The sequence below is a fragment of the Acinetobacter sp. KS-LM10 genome (genome assembly GCF_036896575.1).
Taxonomy (GTDB): domain Bacteria; phylum Pseudomonadota; class Gammaproteobacteria; order Pseudomonadales; family Moraxellaceae; genus Acinetobacter; species Acinetobacter avistercoris.
Genome location: NZ_CP145906.1, coordinates 2,101,296 through 2,118,187, shown reverse-complemented (window position 1 = coordinate 2,118,187; position 16,892 = coordinate 2,101,296). Strand labels below are relative to the sequence as shown.

Genomic DNA, 16,892 nt, shown 5'->3' with positions numbered 1-16,892 from the left:
GGAGTAAGTATGTTTATTAGTTTTGAAGGCACGGAAGGTGTAGGAAAAACCACTTTAATCCATAAAATGTTTGATCATTTTCAAACAAATGGTCGTGATGTAGTGCTGACAAGAGAGCCGGGAGGGACGCCCATGGCTGAGCAAATTCGTTCATTGCTCTTGTCAGTTAACCATGAAGAAAGTATGAGTCATGATACTGAACTTTTGCTGATGTATGCTGCGCGTGCGCAACATTTAAAACAGGTCATTTTGCCGGCGTTGGCTGCGGGTAAAATTGTGCTTTGTGATCGTTTCAGTGATTCTAGTTTTGCTTACCAATGTGCAGGTCGTGGTTTAAGTCGCGATAAATTAAAATTATTAAATGATAATTTTGTCGAAAAAATGCCAGACATTAGCTTTTGGCTTGATGCACCGATTGAGTTGGGAATGACCCGTGCGCGTGAGCGTGGTGCATTAGATCGGTTTGAACAAGAAAAAGTGAGCTTTTTTGAAAAAGTGCGTTCGGGCTTCGCAGAACTTCATCGCAATGAGCCAAATCGTATGAAGCGTTTAGATGCAACGCAAAGTCCTGAGCAAGTTTTTGTAGATGCATTGACTGAGCTCAAAGATTTATCTTGAATGGTCAATAAAATGATCATTTAAATCACTGTTTAGTTCGATTGGATCCCTTATATTGAGAAATATTAGGGATTTTTTTATTGTGATGGACCATGAAAAGTAATAAAGCTGAAATTATTGAATTTTTAAAACAAGAATTTCCTCAGAGTTTAAATAAGTGTGAAATTGAATCAGTGGTTGAGGGGGGTGCAAGTGTTATTTACCGCGTGGATGCGCAAGATTTAAGACCCGGCGGTACAGTGTCGGGGCCGACTATGATGACTGCTGCGGATTATGCTTTATATGTGGCGATTCTGGGGGAGATCGGTATCGTTGGGCTGAGTGTAACGACCAATTTAAATATTAATTTTTTAAGAAAACCCGCTGGTGGTCAAAATATTAAAGGGGTTTGTAAATTAATGAAGGTTGGCAAAGCGTTGATCGTGGGTGAGGTGTATTTATATTCAGTCGATCATGATGCGCCTATTGCTCACGTTACAGGGACTTATTCGATTCCGCCAAAAAGAGAGTCAGAGCACATTAAAACTCTTTCATAAGTCAAAATATATACATTGAGTGGCAATGGATTAATATTTAAAAATCCCTTCTACCTTTGGGAGTAGGATGAGGGAATACTCATGATGAGTATTTTCTGTGAATAATGCCTTTTGAAAGAAGTCTATTAATATATAGAAATTTAAAGAGTTAGATGCTTTTAAGGAATTTAGACACTTCAAAACTGTCTGATCGGATCACCAGTTTTGAAGTGTTCCCAAAGCACTTTTCTGTCAATGCGTATAAGTGCTTATGGGCATTTAAAAGTAGTCGCAATTAACACCTTGATCGTTTATTCATCATTAATCAAAGGCGTTTCTACACGAAAGTTACGTGGGATCAAAATGGTTTTTCGTAACTCATTCGATTGCTCAGGATAGTCCAGGGTGTAATGCAGACCTCGGGATTCTTTTCTTTCCATCGCACAGCGTACAATCATTTCTGAAACCAAAACTAAATTTCTTAACTCAATCAAGTTTTTAGAAACATGGTAATCATTATAATATTCTGCGATTTCATTTTTGAGCATTTCGATACGGTGTAGCGCACGTTCTAAGCGTTTGGTGGTGCGTACAATGCCGACATAGTTCCACATGGTTTGACGCAATTCATCCCAGTTCTGCAAAATGACGACATCTTCATCCGCATTCGTTACTTGCGATGTATCCCAAGCTGGTACTTCAGGATGAATATATGATGTGTCATATTGCGATTGAATATGCTCAGCAGCGGACATGCCATAAACGAAACATTCTAAAAGTGAATTACTCGCCATGCGGTTCGCGCCATGCAAACCTGTATACGAGGTTTCACCTATTGCATAAAGACCCGCAAGATCTGTTTGACTGTGTTCATTGACCATGACACCGCCACAGGTGTAATGCGCCGCAGGCACCACAGGTATCATATCTTTAGTAATGTCGATGCCTAACTCTAAAAGATGCGCATGCAGCGTTGGAAAATGTTCCAAAATAAAGCTTTCAGATTTATGCGTAATGTCGAGCCAAACATGGCGAATACCTAAGCGCTTAATTTCAAAGTCGATTGCACGTGCCACAATATCGCGTGGAGCAAGTTCTGCACGTTCATCAAAACGCAGCATAAATCGTTCGCCGTCTGGCAAACGTAGATACGCACCTTCACCACGCATCGCTTCTGTAATTAAAAAAGAGCGCGCTTTCGGATGGTACAGACAGGTGGGATGAAATTGATTAAATTCCATATTTGCAACACGGCAACCCGCACGGTATGCCATAGCAATACCATCACCCGTGGCAATGTCAGGATTAGATGTATAAAGGTAGGCTTTCATCGCCCCGCCACAAGCCAATGCCGTAAAAGGTGCTAAGAAAGTATGAACTTGTTCAGTTTTCTCATCGAGCGCATAAGCACCTAATGCACGATTAGACTGATCCAGAGTTGAAACTTTTTGCGAGGTGATTAAATCAATGGCAATGTAATTTTCAAATATTTGAATATTTTTTTTAGCTCTGGTTTTCTCAACCAACGTGGTTGAAATGGCTTTGCCAGTTGCGTCTGCTGCATGAATAATTCGACGTTGTGAATGACCACCTTCACGCGTGAGATGTAGATTTTGATCCTGATCTAAAGTGAATTGCACACCCTGATCAAGTAGGAAATCAACCGAAGATTGACCACCTTCAACCGTTTGCTGCACAGCTTGTGATTCACAGAGGGAGGCACCTGCAATTAGCGTGTCATCAAAATGTTGTTGAATAGAATCAGATTTATCTAATACTGCAGCCACACCGCCTTGGGCATAGTAGGTGCTTGCATCGGTTAAATGTGATTTTGCCAATAAAGCGATGTTAAAATGCTCAGGTAAGGATAGGGCTAGACTTAAACCTGCACCTCCACTTCCGACTATAATGACATCAAAATGCTGAGGGTTAATAAAATTAGGCATTTCCGTTCGCTAATTGAATTAAAAAAAGTCCGTACATCAGACTCTTTTTTATTTAAAAATACAAGTGTCAATAATTTCTAATTTCAATAAAATGAGTCAGAAATGAATAATTTAGTTAATAATCAACTAAAGTATTGTTTTTAAAAAATTAAGTAACATTTTTTTACGTAATGAATAATGACCTTATGCTAAAAAATAGAATATTCAAAAATCATAATAGGTGAGTCCAAATTCAATGAATAAAGTAGCCATTCAAACAGGTTTATTCGCTGTAGCATTTACCGTGGCAGTGCAGACACAAGCGGCATCGGCTGTTGATTTCTCTAATTTGGTTGAACAAGTCAGTCCGGGCGTTGTGAGTGTCAATGTCGTCAAAAAGATGACACAAGAAGATCTTCTGCAACAACAAGTGCCTGAGCTGTTAAAGCGCTTTTTTGGCAATCAAATTATTATTCCGCAGCAGCGTGCGCCTCAAGAGAAAACGGCCTTTGGTAGTGCTTTCTTTATCAGTAAGGATGGTTACTTACTCACCAACCACCATGTAGTAGAAGATGCCTCTGAAGTTACGATCATGTTGAATGATCGCCGTGAAATTGATGCCAAGGTGATTGGGAGTGATGAACGTACCGATGTGGCGTTATTAAAAGTTGAAGGGCAACACTTCCCTGCATTGAGTACTGGAAATATCGACCAATTGAAGGTCGGGCAACCCGTACTGGCAATTGGATCGCCTTTTGGGTTTGATTATTCAGCTTCGGCAGGCATCGTCAGTGCCAAGTCTAGAAATATGTTAGGTGAAACCTCAGTACCGTTTATTCAAACGGATGTTGCGTTAAACCCAGGGAACTCTGGCGGGCCATTATTTAACTATCAAGGTCAAGTGATTGGCGTAAACTCGCGTATCTTTAGTGGTACAGGCGGCTACATGGGGTTGTCATTCTCCATCCCGATTGATGTCGCTATGGATGTTGCAGATCAGTTGAAAAAGAACGGCAAAGTGACTCGTTCTTACTTAGGCGTGAAGTTGCAGGATATTGATCGTAATTTGGCGGAGGCATATAAATTGCCTAAACCAGAAGGTTCATTAATTACTGACATTGAGCCAACATCACCAGCAGCAAAAGCAGGACTTAAGGCAGGCGATGTTATTTTAAAATACAATGGTACTGCGATTTCTCGAACTTCTGATTTGCTGAATTATTTAAACCGTACTACGCCAAATCAAACCATTCAGTTAGAGGTTCTACGTGATGACAAGTCTCGAGTGATTTCTGCGACATTAACGACAGCGCCAGATGATACACCTGCAAAATCCAATACTGTTGCCGATAAAGCAAAACGTGGACCAGTACTTGGTGTGGCTATTCGAAGCCTGTCTGATGCCGAGAAAACTCAACTTGAAATCCGAGGGGGTATTTTGATTCAAAGTGTTACACCTGGTGGATTGGCTGCGCAATCACGTATACAAGCAGGAGATGTAATTACTCAAATTAATGGTAAGGCTGTACTTACAGCGAATGATTTTGTAGAGCAAGTTTCTGAATTGAAAAACAATACGGTTGCACGCGTTGGCATTATTCGAGCTGGACGTAATGTGGTGATTGGATTACGTATTCGTTAATGACTTATGAATGAAGTTCATTGTCTATACGGCTATAAAATTTCAAAATATTTATAAATGTTTGAACGAACTTAAAACCACTCTATAACGGGTGGTTTTTTTAATACAGGTGATTCCAACCGAGCAGCGCCTTTGTTAAATTGAAATGCTTCGATATTCATCTCTCAAGATAAGGTTAATTTGTGACAACATTTTTTGATTTAAAAATAAAAGTACAACCTGAACATATTGATATATTGGGGCATGTAAATAATGTGGTGTATGTCCAGTGGATGCAGGATGTTGCTACAGCACATATAGATCATATTGGTTTAGGTATTAAAGAATATCTAGCGCTCAAACATGCCATGGTGGCAGTGGAGCATCATGTTCAGTACAAAAAAGCCAGTGTGCTGGGGGATGAGGTCATACTTAGAACTTGGTTGAGTGACATCAATGCCATGTATTCTTTTCGACAATACGTCTTCTTTAGACCCTCAGATCGAGCAGTATTGTTTTATGCGAGTACCAAATGGGCATGTGTTGAAATCGCAACTGGAAAGCCAAAACGCTTATCTCCAACCTTTATTAACGCTTATCAAGCGATTACAGAGGGAATCAATCCGCTCGATTTTTCAAATATTCAATCCAGTAAGTGAGCAGTCCTGAATTTGTATGCTTAAAGAGAGATATAAATATTTCCACTTGAGTAGATCATTATTATGAATACTTTGAAAATCTCATCTGCTATAATCAGCGCAATTTATTACACAGCTTTTGCCATGTAGTCTGATTTTCATACATGGCGCAAATTTATCGTTTAAGGTATCCCATGGCGCAAGCTAAAAAATCCGTTGATATCAAAAATATACGTAACTTTTCGATTATCGCTCATATTGACCACGGTAAGTCGACTTTGGCCGACCGTTTTATTCAAACTTGTGGTGGATTGCAAGCTCGCGAAATGCAAGCTCAAGTCCTTGACTCTATGGAGATTGAACGCGAACGTGGGATCACCATTAAAGCCACTTCAGTAACTCTATATTACACCCATCCAAATGGTGAAGAGTATCAATTGAATTTCATTGATACACCAGGACACGTCGACTTTTCTTATGAAGTTTCACGTTCACTGGCTGCTTGCGAAGGCGCTTTACTGGTGGTAGATGCTGCACAAGGTGTAGAGGCGCAATCGGTAGCTAACTGCTATACAGCGCTTGAGCAAGGTCTAGAAGTCCTGCCTGTTTTAAATAAAATTGATTTACCGCAAGCTGAACCTGAGCGTGTTGTTCAAGAAATTGAAGATATTATTGGGATTGAAGCAACTGAAGCACCAACATGTTCTGCAAAAACGGGACTTGGTGTTGAAGGTGTTTTAGAAACACTGGTGAATGTAATCCCGGCTCCTGTAGGTGACCGTGATGCAGCATTACAAGCATTGATCGTTGACTCGTGGTTCGACAACTACTTAGGTGTTGTTTCATTGGTTCGTGTGAAAGATGGTCGCATCCGCAAGGGCGACAAAATGTTAATGAAATCTACAGGTCAAACACACATTGTGACTTCTGTGGGTATCTTTAACCCAAAACATACTGAAACTGGCGAGTTAGAAGCGGGTGAAGTTGGTTTTGTGATTGCGGGTATCAAAGATATTTTTGGTGCGCCAGTGGGTGATACCATTACGCTTGCAAGTACACCTGATGTTGCTATTTTACCGGGTTTCAAAAAGGTTAAACCGCAGGTTTATGCAGGTTTATTCCCAATTGATGCCAGTGATTTCGAACCGTTCCGTGATGCACTTCAAAAGCTCCAAATTAACGATTCAGCATTATTCTTTGAACCTGAAAGCTCAGATGCTTTAGGTTTTGGTTTCCGTTGTGGCTTCTTAGGAATGCTACACATGGAAATTGTACAAGAACGTTTAGAGCGTGAGTACGATTTAGATCTGATCAGTTCTGCACCAACAGTGATCTATGAATCATTGATGAAGAATGGCGAAACGATTTATATCGATAGCCCATCTAAAATGCCGGATGGTTCAACAGTTGAAGATCTACGTGAACCTATCGCAGAGTGTCATATCCTCGTACCTCAAGAATACTTGGGTAATGTAATGACATTGTGTGTTGAACGTCGTGGCGTTCAAAAAGATATGAAGTTCCTAGGCAAACAAGTGTCATTGACGTTTGAAATTCCAATGGCTGAAGTTGTGATGGATTTCTTTGATCGCTTAAAATCATGTTCACGTGGTTTTGCATCACTCGATTATAACTTCGTGCGTTTTGAGAGTTCGTCGTTGGTTAAAGTTGATGTACTGATCAATGGTGAGAAAGTGGATGCGCTTGCGATGATTTGTCACCGTAATGATGCACGTCACCGCGGAATCGCCTTGGTTGAAAAAATGAAAGAATTGATTCCTCGTCAAATGTTTGATGTGGCGATTCAGGCCGCGATTGGCGCGCAAATTATTGCACGTTCAACAGTCAAAGCGATGCGTAAAAACGTGCTCGCAAAATGTTATGGTGGTGACGTTTCACGTAAGAAGAAACTGTTATCGAAGCAGAAAGAAGGTAAGAAGCGCATGAAGCAAGTGGGAAGTGTTGAAATCCCTCAAGAAGCGTTCCTTGCTGTACTCAAAGTAGATAGATAAAAATAAAGGATATATGCCTGATGGATTTTGATTTTAATTTGATCCTTGTACCTGCCACACTGATTTTTTTTGGTTTGTGGTTGTTGGATAAGATTGTACTTAAACAACGTGAAACGAAAGGAAAAGGCAATGAGAATTTCATTATTACGTGGGCATATGACTTTTGGCCAGTCTTAGCCGTTGTATTGGTATTACGTTCATTTTTCTTTGAACCGTATAATATTCCATCGGATTCAATGGTTCCTACATTGGAAACAGGTGATTATATTTTGGTAAACAAATATCAGTATGGTGTGCGTTTACCCATTACCAATACCAAGGTTTTAAATATCAATGAACCTGAACGCGGTGATGTCGCAGTTTTTCGCTATCCACCTCAGCCTACGATCAGCTATATTAAACGTGTGATTGGTTTACCTGGTGATCAGATTGTTTATGCGAATGGTAAATTGACTGTAAATGGTCAGGATGTACCGTTTGAAGCGACTGAATTTCAACGTGAAAAAGATGTATTAGATACGCCTAAATCTATTTATCATTATGAACAACTGGGTGAGCACAAACATCTGGTACGTAATTTAGAAGGTCAAAATACATTGATCTCTCAGTTTAATTACGCACAATCGAAGAAAGATTTACCTTTTGTGGCAACGGCAAATGATCGCTTTGTTAAAACCAATGGTGAAAGTTGGGAAGTTACTGTAACTGACGGACATTATTTCATGATGGGTGATAATCGTGATCAGAGTGCCGATAGCCGTTTCTGGGGATTAGTACCTGAAGAAAACTTAACTGGACAAGCAATTTATGTATGGATGCATAAAGAGTCTGGTTTAAAGTTACCGTCGTTCAGTCGTAATGGACGAATTGATTAACGATAATATGGACAATAAAAAATGGGTAATAGACAAAGAGGTGCGTCGTATACTGCAATTTTACTTGGGGTAGTGCTTGCAGCATTTGTTTTAAAGGTTTTAGTTGCTGTGTGGCCTCCCTATTGGGATGACCGCTTAATTAATCAGTTGATTGAAGAACAAGTGGTTATCAGTCCGGCGAAAATAACGCCAGCACAGTTTTCGACTCGTATGAGTCAAAGTTTCAGTATGAACAATATTCGTGAAATCCAATTTGACGAAATTGCGCATGTAACTGGAAAAAATGGTTTACTAGTGACAAAGAAATATGAAGTCAGAAAACCTTTCTTACTTAATATTGATTTAGTCCTCACATTCGAGAAAAGTTTTGATCAAAGGTCAGTTCAAAGTAAGTGATCCACGCTTACTCAGTCGCATCGGTTATCAGTTTCAAAAACTAGAGTTACTTCAACTTGCGCTGACTCACCGATCGGTAAGTCATAAATATAATTATGAACGCCTAGAGTTTTTAGGTGATTCGTTATTAGGTATGATCATTGCGAATTATTTGTACGAGGCTTATCCTACTGAAAATGAAGGTCGATTGACGCGTATGCGTGCGACTTTGGTTCGTCAGGAAGCCTTAGGTAAGATTGCAACAGATTTGAAACTTAGTCAGAGTTTAATACTCAGTACAGGTGAATTAAAATCAGGTGGTCACCATAGAGAGTCAATATTGGCAGATACGGTTGAAGCCATTATCGGTGCGATTTACATTGATTGTCATGATTTAAATTTACTACAAAAAATTGTCTTAAAATGGTACATACCGTATTTAGACAATATTGAACCCACAGACCAACTGAAAGACCCAAAGTCACGTTTGCAGGAATATCTACAAGCACGTAAAAAACCTCTCCCTGTTTACGAGGTTGTAGATATACAAGGTGATGCGCCCAATCAGCACTTTAAAGTCGAGTGCACAGTGGTTGGCCTAAACAAATGCATAGGTGAAGGGTTGAGTCGTCGTTTTGCTGAGCAAGCAGTTGCGGCGGAAATTTTAAAGCTATTGGAGCAGTAACCTATTATGTCGAATCAAAATGATCCTAAAGATATTGATGAGCCAACGACCCCTGAAAATAATGACTTATTAAATCAATTTTTCAGTACGCAAGGAATGACGATTCCTGCTGACTTTAAAAGTGGTTTTGTTGCAATTGTAGGGCGCCCAAACGTGGGTAAATCTACATTGATGAATCACATTTTAGGTCAAAAGCTTTCAATTACTTCGCGTAAACCGCAGACCACGCGTCATAAGATTGTCGGTATTGATAGCCGTGAAAAATCACAGGCTGTTTTTGTCGATACGCCAGGAATGCACAAGAAAGAAGTACGCGCAATCAATAAAATGATGAACCGTGCTGCCTCTTCTGCGCTACGTGATGTGAACTTGGTACTCTTCGTTATCGATGCAGACAAGTGGACACAAAACGATGAACTCGTTTTGGAAAAACTAAAAAATGCTGAGATGCCTGTCATTCTAATTATCAATAAAATTGATACTTTTGAAAATAAAAACAGCACATTGCCATTGATTCTTGAACGCGAAAAGTTGATGAATTTCGCTGAAATTGTACCTGTATCAGCATTACGTGGCGCAAATCTCGATCATTTACGAGATACAATCGAAAAGTATTTACCTTTTCAAGCACCACTTTATGCAATGGATCAATTGACTGATCGTTCAGAGCGTTTTTTAGCGAGTGAAATCATTCGTGAAAAAATTATGCGTCAGTTGGGTGAAGAGTTGCCTTATGACTTAACTGTTCAAATTGAAACCTTTAAAACTGAAGATGCGACCTTAAATGAAAAAACCGGTCGTATGAAGCCAGCATGTACTTATATTGATGCCACGATTTATGTCGATCGAGCTAGTCAAAAAGCCATTGTGATTGGTGATAAAGGTTCGAAGTTGAAAAAAATTGGTATGGATGCCCGTGCAGACATGGAAAAAATGTTTGAAGAGAAAATCATGCTGACACTTTGGGTGAAAGTGAAAGGTGGTTGGTCTGATGACGAGCGTGCATTAAAAAGTTTAGGTTATAGTGATATCTAAACAATTAATTTAAGAAGGAACTGTAATGATTAAAGTTGTAGCGATATTGGCATGTATGTTCGTACTGCAAGGTTGTATCCATAAAGTTGTTACAGTTCCTGTTAAAGTTGCCTATAAAACCACAAAAGGTGTAGTGAAAGGGACTGCGGCTGTTGTTGGTGCAGTCATTCCAGGTGGGGATGATGAGGAAGATGATTCCGATAAAAAGAAAAAAAAGAAGGATGATTAAGATACTTCAGCGATTTATTAATGCGTAATGAAATCCTACACGGGTATTTAATACATCATCGTAAATATCGTGATCGCAGTCATATCGTTCATCTATTTACTGAAGAATATGGTCGAGTGGACGGCATACTCAGACAGATGCCGCCGCCGCAATATCAGCCGATCACCTTACAGGCGACGGGTAAATCTGAACTCAAAAATTTCACCAAATTAGAAATACTCAATCATCCAATATTTTTTTATGGTGATGCCTTTTTTTCAGGCTTTTATCTAAATGAAATTATTTTACGCTTATGCCCATTAGAAGAGGCGATGCCTGAAACATTTCAGCAGTATCACATTACGTTATTACATTTGCAGGAATTGTCTAAGCAGGAAAATCCCAATTATTTTTTAAAACAAATTCTGAGAAAGTTTGAATATGTTTTATTGCAAGAATTAGGGTATGCCATAGATTTTAATAATGACTCTAAACAAAATGAAATTCTTCCTCATATGCGTTACCAATTCCAGCTTAGTGAGGGATTTATTCCAGTCGCGCATTCAAGTGGGTCAACACTTTCGGGCGAGCAAATTCACAGCATGTTGGGCTATGAAAAGAGTGTCGATTTTAATGCTGAACAGTTACAATTGTTAACTAAACTTTATCGTCAAATGATCACGTCTTTATTGGGTGATCGTCCTTTAAAGAGCCGTCAACTTTGGATCCAAAGCTCTCAATCTAAAAATTAATCGAATTAGGAAAATGTTATGGCTGTATTGCTTGGTGTAAACATTGATCATGTTGCAACTCTAAGACAAGCCCGTGGAACGACTTATCCTGACCCTGTAGATGCTGCAATCATTTGTGAGCAAGCAGGCGCGGAAGGTATTACCTTGCATTTACGTGAAGATCGTCGTCACATTCAAGATGATGATGTGCGTCGTATGCGTCCTGTCTTAAAAACTCGAATGAATCTTGAAATTGCAGTCACGGATGAAATGGTCGAATTCGCTAAAGAAATCAAACCACATCATGTGTGTTTCGTGCCTGAAAAGCGTCAAGAAGTAACGACTGAAGGTGGGTTGGATGTTGTGACCCATTTTGAAAATGTTCAAAAAGCCACTCAAACTTTGACTGCAATTGGTTGTGATGTGTCATTGTTTATTGATGCTGATTTTGCACAAATTGATGCGGCAGTAGCATGTGGCGCACCGACTATTGAGATTCATACAGGTGCTTATGCTGATGCAGCTACGCCAGCAGCACAACAGGCTGAATTACAGCGGATTGTTGAAGGCACGGCTTATGCGATCTCTAAAGGGTTAGTGGTTAACGCGGGTCATGGCTTAAACCTTAAAAATGTCGCACCTATTGCGGCTATTTCGGGCATTCATGAGTTGAATATTGGGCATTCAATTATTGCAGAAAGTGTTTTTGTGGGATTGGATCAAGCCGTAAAAGACATGAAAGCAGCGATTCAAGCTATATCTTAATGAAAGTGAAATGATGTCAAATACTAAATACGATCAATTGATTCAGCCAGTCATTGCTTTTTTAGGCTGTGAAACACCGCAAGCCTGGTTAGATGCTGCAAAAGACAATCTTGATATTCTGATGCAAGACCATGCTAACTGCGAGAAAAAAGCAGCCAGTACTGCGATGAATTTGATGTTTCGCTATAATTTCTACACGGACTTACAGGTTAAACTGGCTCAATTAGTACGTGAAGAAATGCTGCACTATGAGCAAGTCCTTGAATTAATGCAGAAGCGCGGTCAGGAATGGCAGTCAATTAGTGCAGGGCGTTATGCAGGTGGTTTACGTAAGGAAGTTCGTACTTATGAGCCTGAGGCCTTAATTGATATTATGGTGATTGGTGCTTTTGTAGAAGCGCGTTCTTGTGAACGTTTTTATGCGCTGGCACCTATCGTCGATGAAGAGCTAGGACGTTATTATCGTTACTTGCTTAAATCTGAATCTCGACATTTTGAGGATTATCTATCTTTAGCTTTGGATGTAGCCAAAAGCTCAAAATTGAAAAATCCTGCAGAAGATATACAAGCGCGTATTGCACATTTTCGTGAAGTAGAAAAAAATCTAATTTTGGCTCCAGATGAATTATTTAGATTTCATAGTGGAACGCCATTAAAGGCCGCTTAATTGAAAAAATCCTCCTTAATGGAGGATTTTTTATTTCTATTTTCAAGTGATTGCTCTTGGTTGTGTGGCTCGTTGATATTACTTTGAATGCAAGTATGTTGATGATTCTGCATGATTGCTTAAAAGGAGATTTAATTAGATCTCTTTCATGAGTCAAAAAATGTTCATTAAAAAGCAATAAATTAATACGTAAAAATCCCTTCTCCCTGTCGGAGGAGTTCAGGATGAGGGAATACTATTGATGAGAGTGTTTTGTAAATAATGGCTTTTGAAAAAGTCTATTGTTTTAGTTTTGATATTTTAGTTTTGATAATGATAAAAATCTCAATCTTTGATGATTATTTTACTTTCATTGCAATGTTCTTAAAAAGACTGATTACGTACTCATCTTCATATTATTCATTTTTATAATACTTGAACATGTTAATACATGAACGTATTTGTAAAAAGTTCGAATATAAAAAAAGCCCACTGCGTAATGAGTGGGCTTTTTAGTATTTGGCTCTCCAACCTGGGCTCGAACCAGGGACCTGCGGATTAACAGTCCGTCGCTCTACCGACTGAGCTATTGGAGAATCTGAATGCGATTATAAGGGGATTTTAGCAAGGGTCAAGCTTAAATTGTCACGAAGACGTCACTTTGCGCTTATATGCTCTTTATTTGGTCAAAATACCAAAAAATGCGAAAAAAACTTGCACCAACCGATTCAGCTTGTTAGATTAAATTCATAACAGAGCGTTTAAGCGGTTGCTTAAACAGTGTGGATTTAAACCAACTTGCCAGCACTAAAATGGCTAAACTCGGAGACAGCGAATGAATACGCTTAGCATTTCTCAAATATTTTCTAATTTTTCTTTTTACAAAGAAAACTATCTCGTCATTCTTTCTGATCCAAATCAGTATCAAACCCCTGTGGCTGAGGCTTATATTGAAGTTTGGCCTTTCAAAAAAGAAGCGCTTTGTTTAGGTGACTTATTACAACTGTGGTTTGCACAAAAATGGTTGGCAAAAGCACCGATCGGATATCATTTTGAATTATTTCTAAATGCTGAAGATGACAATGTAGATCAAGAGAAAGATCTCTATCTTTATGCAATTACCGGCAATGTATTAACTGGTCGTAATGAAACACAGGCTTGGTCTGTCAAAAATAAACAAAGTAAAATCTTAAGCATAGATAATGTGCTTCAAAACTACTGTACGTTCAAAGCCTGCCAATGCTCCGTAAAACCGAAAAATTCACAGTTTAAATCGATTAATTCAACGATTTAAACTGTCTGATTTTTTTGAATGAACATAAGCACCCAGTAGGGTGCTATAGATCATTTTAATTAGGCTTATCCACGGATAATCATGCATGTCGCTGTTGCATGTGCATAGAGTTTACCGTTCTCATCAATAATTTTGCCTTCAGAAATGGCTAAATTTTTACTGGTATTGATCACTGTGCCAATAGCAGTTAAAGATTTATCTTTAGGGATCGGTCGGCACATTTTGATATTCAGATCGATTGTTCCATATCCTACACCTGCCTCCAAAACAGTATGAATTGCACATCCTGTGACAGTATCGAGCACAGTTGCTGCAAAACCACCATGAACACCACCGAGCGGATTTAGATGACGATCATCTGCTTGAACTTTAAAGATGACTTTTCCATCTTCAATCTCGCTAGGTTGCATGGGAATGGTTTGGCTGATACTGGCAGGGGGAATATGGCCCGCAGCCATAGCCTGAAGAAGTTGCAATCCTGTCATTTCTTTTGGATTCATCTTTTTTCCTTTACATCTTATTGTATTCAAAATGGGATATCTATTTAAAATGCTAGATCAATAAGTTCCAAAAAAGAACTTGTTAATATCTTAGCGACTTGTATAAACTATAGTCAATATAATATTTCTTAAATTTTGGAATGAGTCGTCATGAAATGGAATGAGGCTACAGGGCAGAATTGCCCGATTGCACAAGGTTTAGCTGTTTTTGGCGATCGCTGGACATTGTTAATCATTCGCAATGCTTTTTTAGGTATGACTCGTTTTGAGCAATTTCAGCAAAATCTAGGTGTAACTAGGCATGTATTGGCTGAGCGTCTATCACGGCTGGTTGCACAAGGTATTTTTGAGAAACAAGCATATACAGAGCGTCAACAGCGATTTGAATATGTATTGACTGAAAAAGGTGTAGCGCTGAAACCTATTCTCTTAGCGATGGTGAAGTGGGGTGGGGATTGGACGGAAGCTGAAATACCTGATGTGTTTATTGATGCTATTCGCGCTTAAAATATAATATTGATACTAAACTTTAAACATCATGATTTAAAATTGCCACTGAGTGTTTATATTGAGCTTAATGATTCTTTTTTGAATTGTGTTTAATCGGTTTGTATTGAATCTCATTCATAAATAAAAAAATATTTAAGTGTTAGTTTTTTGATTTTATTAATATTTATTTTGGTTTTTAAGTAAGTAGCGTTATTAAAGCTTAAAATTTAATATTGTGTTATTTGGTTTTAATAACTCATATTTTCATAAAAAAACCCCACGAAATTCGTGGGGTTTTTCTTGGGAATCAAGCTAAATTATTTTTCAGCAGCAATTGATGCAATCGCAGCGTCAACGCCTTCGATTGAATCAGCAGCTTTTTTAATACGCGCAAGGGCATCTACAAGCACTTCATCAGCAGTTGCATATGAAATACGCATGAAACCACCTAAACCGAATGCATCGCCAGGAACAACAGCAACACCTGTTTCTTCAAGTAACCATTCAGAAAATTCTGTGCAAGATTTTAAGCCTTTGGCACGAATTAACGGTTTGATGTTGGCATAGGCATAGAACGCGCCATCAGCAGGTAAGCAAGAAATACCTTTGATGTCATTTAAGCCTGCCATCACTAAATCATGACGACGTTTAAATGCTTCAATCATCGGCTCAAGTACATCTTGAGGACCATTCAATGCAGCTTCAGCAGCAACTTGTGAAATAGATGTTGGGTTTGAAGTCGATTGAGATTGAATCTTTTTCATTGCACCGATGAGCTTTGCAGGGCCCGCTGCATAGCCAATACGCCAGCCAGTCATTGCATAAGCTTTAGACACACCGTTTAATACGATGGTGCGCTCATATAAATCAGGCGCTACAGTGGCGATGTTGTAGAACTCGTCATCCCAACGGATAGGTTCATACATATCATCAGACGCAATATAAACTTCAGGATATTTACGCAAAACTTCAGCTAAAGCTTCAAGTTCAGCTTTGGTATAAATCATACCTGTAGGGTTTGATGGGCTGTTCAAAACCACTAAACGTGTTTTATCAGTAATTGCCGCTTCTAATTGCGCAGGCGTGATTTTGAAGCGTTGTTCTTCACCACATTTTACAATAACAGGCACGCCCTCAGCGATGATGACCATATCTGGATAGCTTACCCAGAATGGTGCAGGAATGATTACTTCATCGCCTTTATTCAACAAAGCCAAAGCTAAGTTAAAGAACGACTGTTTACCACCACAAGAGACCAATATTTGGTTTGCAGCATAATCGAGATTATTGTCACGCTTGAATTTGGCAATAATTGCTTTTTTTAGACCTGGCGTACCATCAACAGCAGTATATTTTGTAAAACCGTTGTTAATTGCTGCAATTGCAGCATCTTTGATGTGTTGCGGGGTGTCGAAATCCGGTTCGCCTGCACCTAAACCAATTACATTCTTGCCAGCAGCTTTAAGTTCAGCCGCTTTGTTTGTTACAGCAAGCGTTGGGGACGGTTTGATGGCATTGACACGATCAGAGAGACGTACGTCCACGGCAGTATTCCTTCTTATGGGGGATTAAAAAAATAAAAAAGCACACTATCTTAGCTCAATTTTGATGACAGCGTCGTTCAATATTTGCGCAAAATATCGAAAAAACATTAAAATATTGAAAAACGTTAAAGCTTGTAGCTATTGTATTTTGGATAGACTCGCAAAAACATCGTTTTTTTCGTACAATAGAGAAAGATTGAATTGAGTTATGGCTAATGAGTGCGCAAAATCCTCCGCAAAAAAAACCGATGTTTAAACTTCCATTTCCAGTAAAGCAAGTGAATGATGCGAAAGCTGCGGATGAAGAAGTAGAAGATTTACGCCCAAAACCAAAACCTTATGCTGATCGTACTTGGATGCCACCGCGTGGTACAAGACGTTCATTTGGTAAGCGTTAATGGTTAAATAAAAAATAG

General features: G+C 39.1%; 18 protein-coding genes, 1 tRNA gene and 1 pseudogene. 16 read left to right on the top strand and 4 right to left on the bottom strand.

Annotation, left to right across the window (positions count from 1 at the left end):
• The first annotated feature begins 9 nt into the window (after window positions 1–9).
• Both tmk and V5M36_RS09675 read left to right on the top strand, forming a co-directional pair.
• A complete protein-coding gene (gene tmk, locus V5M36_RS09680; protein ID WP_338558373.1) occupies window positions 10–618 on the top strand; it encodes a dTMP kinase in 609 nt (202 codons plus the stop codon).
• Between the two features lie 92 nt (window positions 619–710).
• Window positions 711–1,154 carry a PaaI family thioesterase gene (locus V5M36_RS09675; protein ID WP_338558370.1) on the top strand — a complete coding sequence of 148 codons (444 nt, stop codon included), beginning with the start codon at window positions 711–713 and terminating at the stop codon, window positions 1,152–1,154.
• 290 nt (window positions 1,155–1,444) lie between these two features.
• Here the strand turns inward: V5M36_RS09675 and nadB are convergent, their stop codons facing one another.
• The gene (gene nadB / locus V5M36_RS09670; protein ID WP_338558367.1) at window positions 1,445–3,079 is read right to left on the bottom strand and encodes an L-aspartate oxidase; all 1,635 of its coding nucleotides are present in this window, start codon (window positions 3,077–3,079) and stop codon (window positions 1,445–1,447) included.
• 235 nt (window positions 3,080–3,314) lie between these two features.
• Here nadB and V5M36_RS09665 point away from each other — a divergent pair, with 235 nt between their 5' ends.
• The 11 genes from V5M36_RS09665 (at window position 3,315) to V5M36_RS09615 (ending at window position 12,670) form a co-directional block, all read left to right on the top strand.
• Window positions 3,315–4,700: a Do family serine endopeptidase gene (locus tag V5M36_RS09665; RefSeq protein ID WP_338558364.1), complete on the top strand. Its 1,386-nt coding sequence runs from the start codon at window positions 3,315–3,317 to the stop codon at window positions 4,698–4,700.
• A 182-nt stretch (window positions 4,701–4,882) separates the two neighbouring features.
• Window positions 4,883–5,338 carry an acyl-CoA thioesterase gene (locus tag V5M36_RS09660; protein ID WP_338558361.1) on the top strand — a complete coding sequence of 152 codons (456 nt, stop codon included), beginning with the start codon at window positions 4,883–4,885 and terminating at the stop codon, window positions 5,336–5,338.
• 173 nt (window positions 5,339–5,511) lie between these two features.
• The gene (gene lepA, locus V5M36_RS09655) at window positions 5,512–7,329 is read left to right on the top strand and encodes a translation elongation factor 4 (protein ID WP_338564140.1); all 1,818 of its coding nucleotides are present in this window, start codon (window positions 5,512–5,514) and stop codon (window positions 7,327–7,329) included.
• A gap of 20 nt (window positions 7,330–7,349) precedes the next feature.
• On the top strand, window positions 7,350–8,204 hold the full coding sequence (gene lepB, locus V5M36_RS09650; RefSeq protein WP_338558359.1) for a signal peptidase I: 855 nt from the start codon (window positions 7,350–7,352) through the stop codon (window positions 8,202–8,204).
• A gap of 21 nt (window positions 8,205–8,225) precedes the next feature.
• A complete protein-coding gene (locus V5M36_RS09645; protein WP_338558357.1) occupies window positions 8,226–8,600 on the top strand; it encodes a DUF4845 domain-containing protein in 375 nt (124 codons plus the stop codon).
• Window positions 8,572–9,264: a ribonuclease III gene (gene rnc / locus V5M36_RS09640; RefSeq protein WP_338558355.1), complete on the top strand. Its 693-nt coding sequence runs from the start codon at window positions 8,572–8,574 to the stop codon at window positions 9,262–9,264. Before V5M36_RS09645 ends, rnc begins: the two co-directional genes overlap by 29 nt.
• A gap of 6 nt (window positions 9,265–9,270) precedes the next feature.
• Entirely contained in the window at window positions 9,271–10,299 is a 1,029-nt protein-coding gene (era, locus tag V5M36_RS09635) for a GTPase Era (protein ID WP_445206269.1), read from the top strand.
• Between the two features lie 25 nt (window positions 10,300–10,324).
• Entirely contained in the window at window positions 10,325–10,528 is a 204-nt protein-coding gene (locus V5M36_RS09630; protein WP_338558353.1) for an NF038104 family lipoprotein, read from the top strand.
• 20 nt (window positions 10,529–10,548) lie between these two features.
• A complete protein-coding gene (recO, locus tag V5M36_RS09625; RefSeq protein ID WP_338558351.1) occupies window positions 10,549–11,259 on the top strand; it encodes a DNA repair protein RecO in 711 nt (236 codons plus the stop codon).
• An 18-nt stretch (window positions 11,260–11,277) separates the two neighbouring features.
• Window positions 11,278–12,003, top strand: a complete 726-nt coding sequence (pdxJ, locus tag V5M36_RS09620; protein ID WP_338558348.1) for a pyridoxine 5'-phosphate synthase — start codon at window positions 11,278–11,280, stop codon at window positions 12,001–12,003.
• A gap of 13 nt (window positions 12,004–12,016) precedes the next feature.
• Complete coding sequence (locus V5M36_RS09615) at window positions 12,017–12,670, top strand: tRNA-(ms[2]io[6]A)-hydroxylase (RefSeq protein WP_338558345.1); 654 nt, start codon at window positions 12,017–12,019, stop codon at window positions 12,668–12,670.
• A 499-nt stretch (window positions 12,671–13,169) separates the two neighbouring features.
• Here the strand turns inward: V5M36_RS09615 and V5M36_RS09610 are convergent.
• Window positions 13,170–13,245 (bottom strand) — tRNA-Asn (locus V5M36_RS09610).
• A 239-nt stretch (window positions 13,246–13,484) separates the two neighbouring features.
• On the opposite strand from V5M36_RS09610, the gene V5M36_RS09605 reads away from it, so the two are divergent.
• Window positions 13,485–13,943, top strand: a complete 459-nt coding sequence (locus V5M36_RS09605; protein ID WP_338558343.1) for a hypothetical protein — start codon at window positions 13,485–13,487, stop codon at window positions 13,941–13,943.
• A gap of 65 nt (window positions 13,944–14,008) precedes the next feature.
• Here the strand turns inward: V5M36_RS09605 and V5M36_RS09600 are convergent, their stop codons facing one another.
• Window positions 14,009–14,443 carry a PaaI family thioesterase gene (locus tag V5M36_RS09600; RefSeq protein WP_338558340.1) on the bottom strand — a complete coding sequence of 145 codons (435 nt, stop codon included), beginning with the start codon at window positions 14,441–14,443 and terminating at the stop codon, window positions 14,009–14,011.
• Between the two features lie 150 nt (window positions 14,444–14,593).
• Between V5M36_RS09600 and V5M36_RS09595 the strand changes: the two are divergent.
• Window positions 14,594–14,908: pseudogene (locus V5M36_RS09595) on the top strand (winged helix-turn-helix transcriptional regulator); the annotation flags it as partial.
• A 341-nt stretch (window positions 14,909–15,249) separates the two neighbouring features.
• Here V5M36_RS09595 and V5M36_RS09590 read toward each other — a convergent pair.
• Window positions 15,250–16,476: a pyridoxal phosphate-dependent aminotransferase gene (locus tag V5M36_RS09590; RefSeq protein ID WP_338558337.1), complete on the bottom strand. Its 1,227-nt coding sequence runs from the start codon at window positions 16,474–16,476 to the stop codon at window positions 15,250–15,252.
• A 215-nt stretch (window positions 16,477–16,691) separates the two neighbouring features.
• On the opposite strand from V5M36_RS09590, the gene V5M36_RS09585 reads away from it, so the two are divergent.
• Window positions 16,692–16,874, top strand: a complete 183-nt coding sequence (locus tag V5M36_RS09585) for a hypothetical protein (protein ID WP_338558335.1) — start codon at window positions 16,692–16,694, stop codon at window positions 16,872–16,874.
• Window positions 16,875–16,892: the final 18 nt, after the last annotated feature.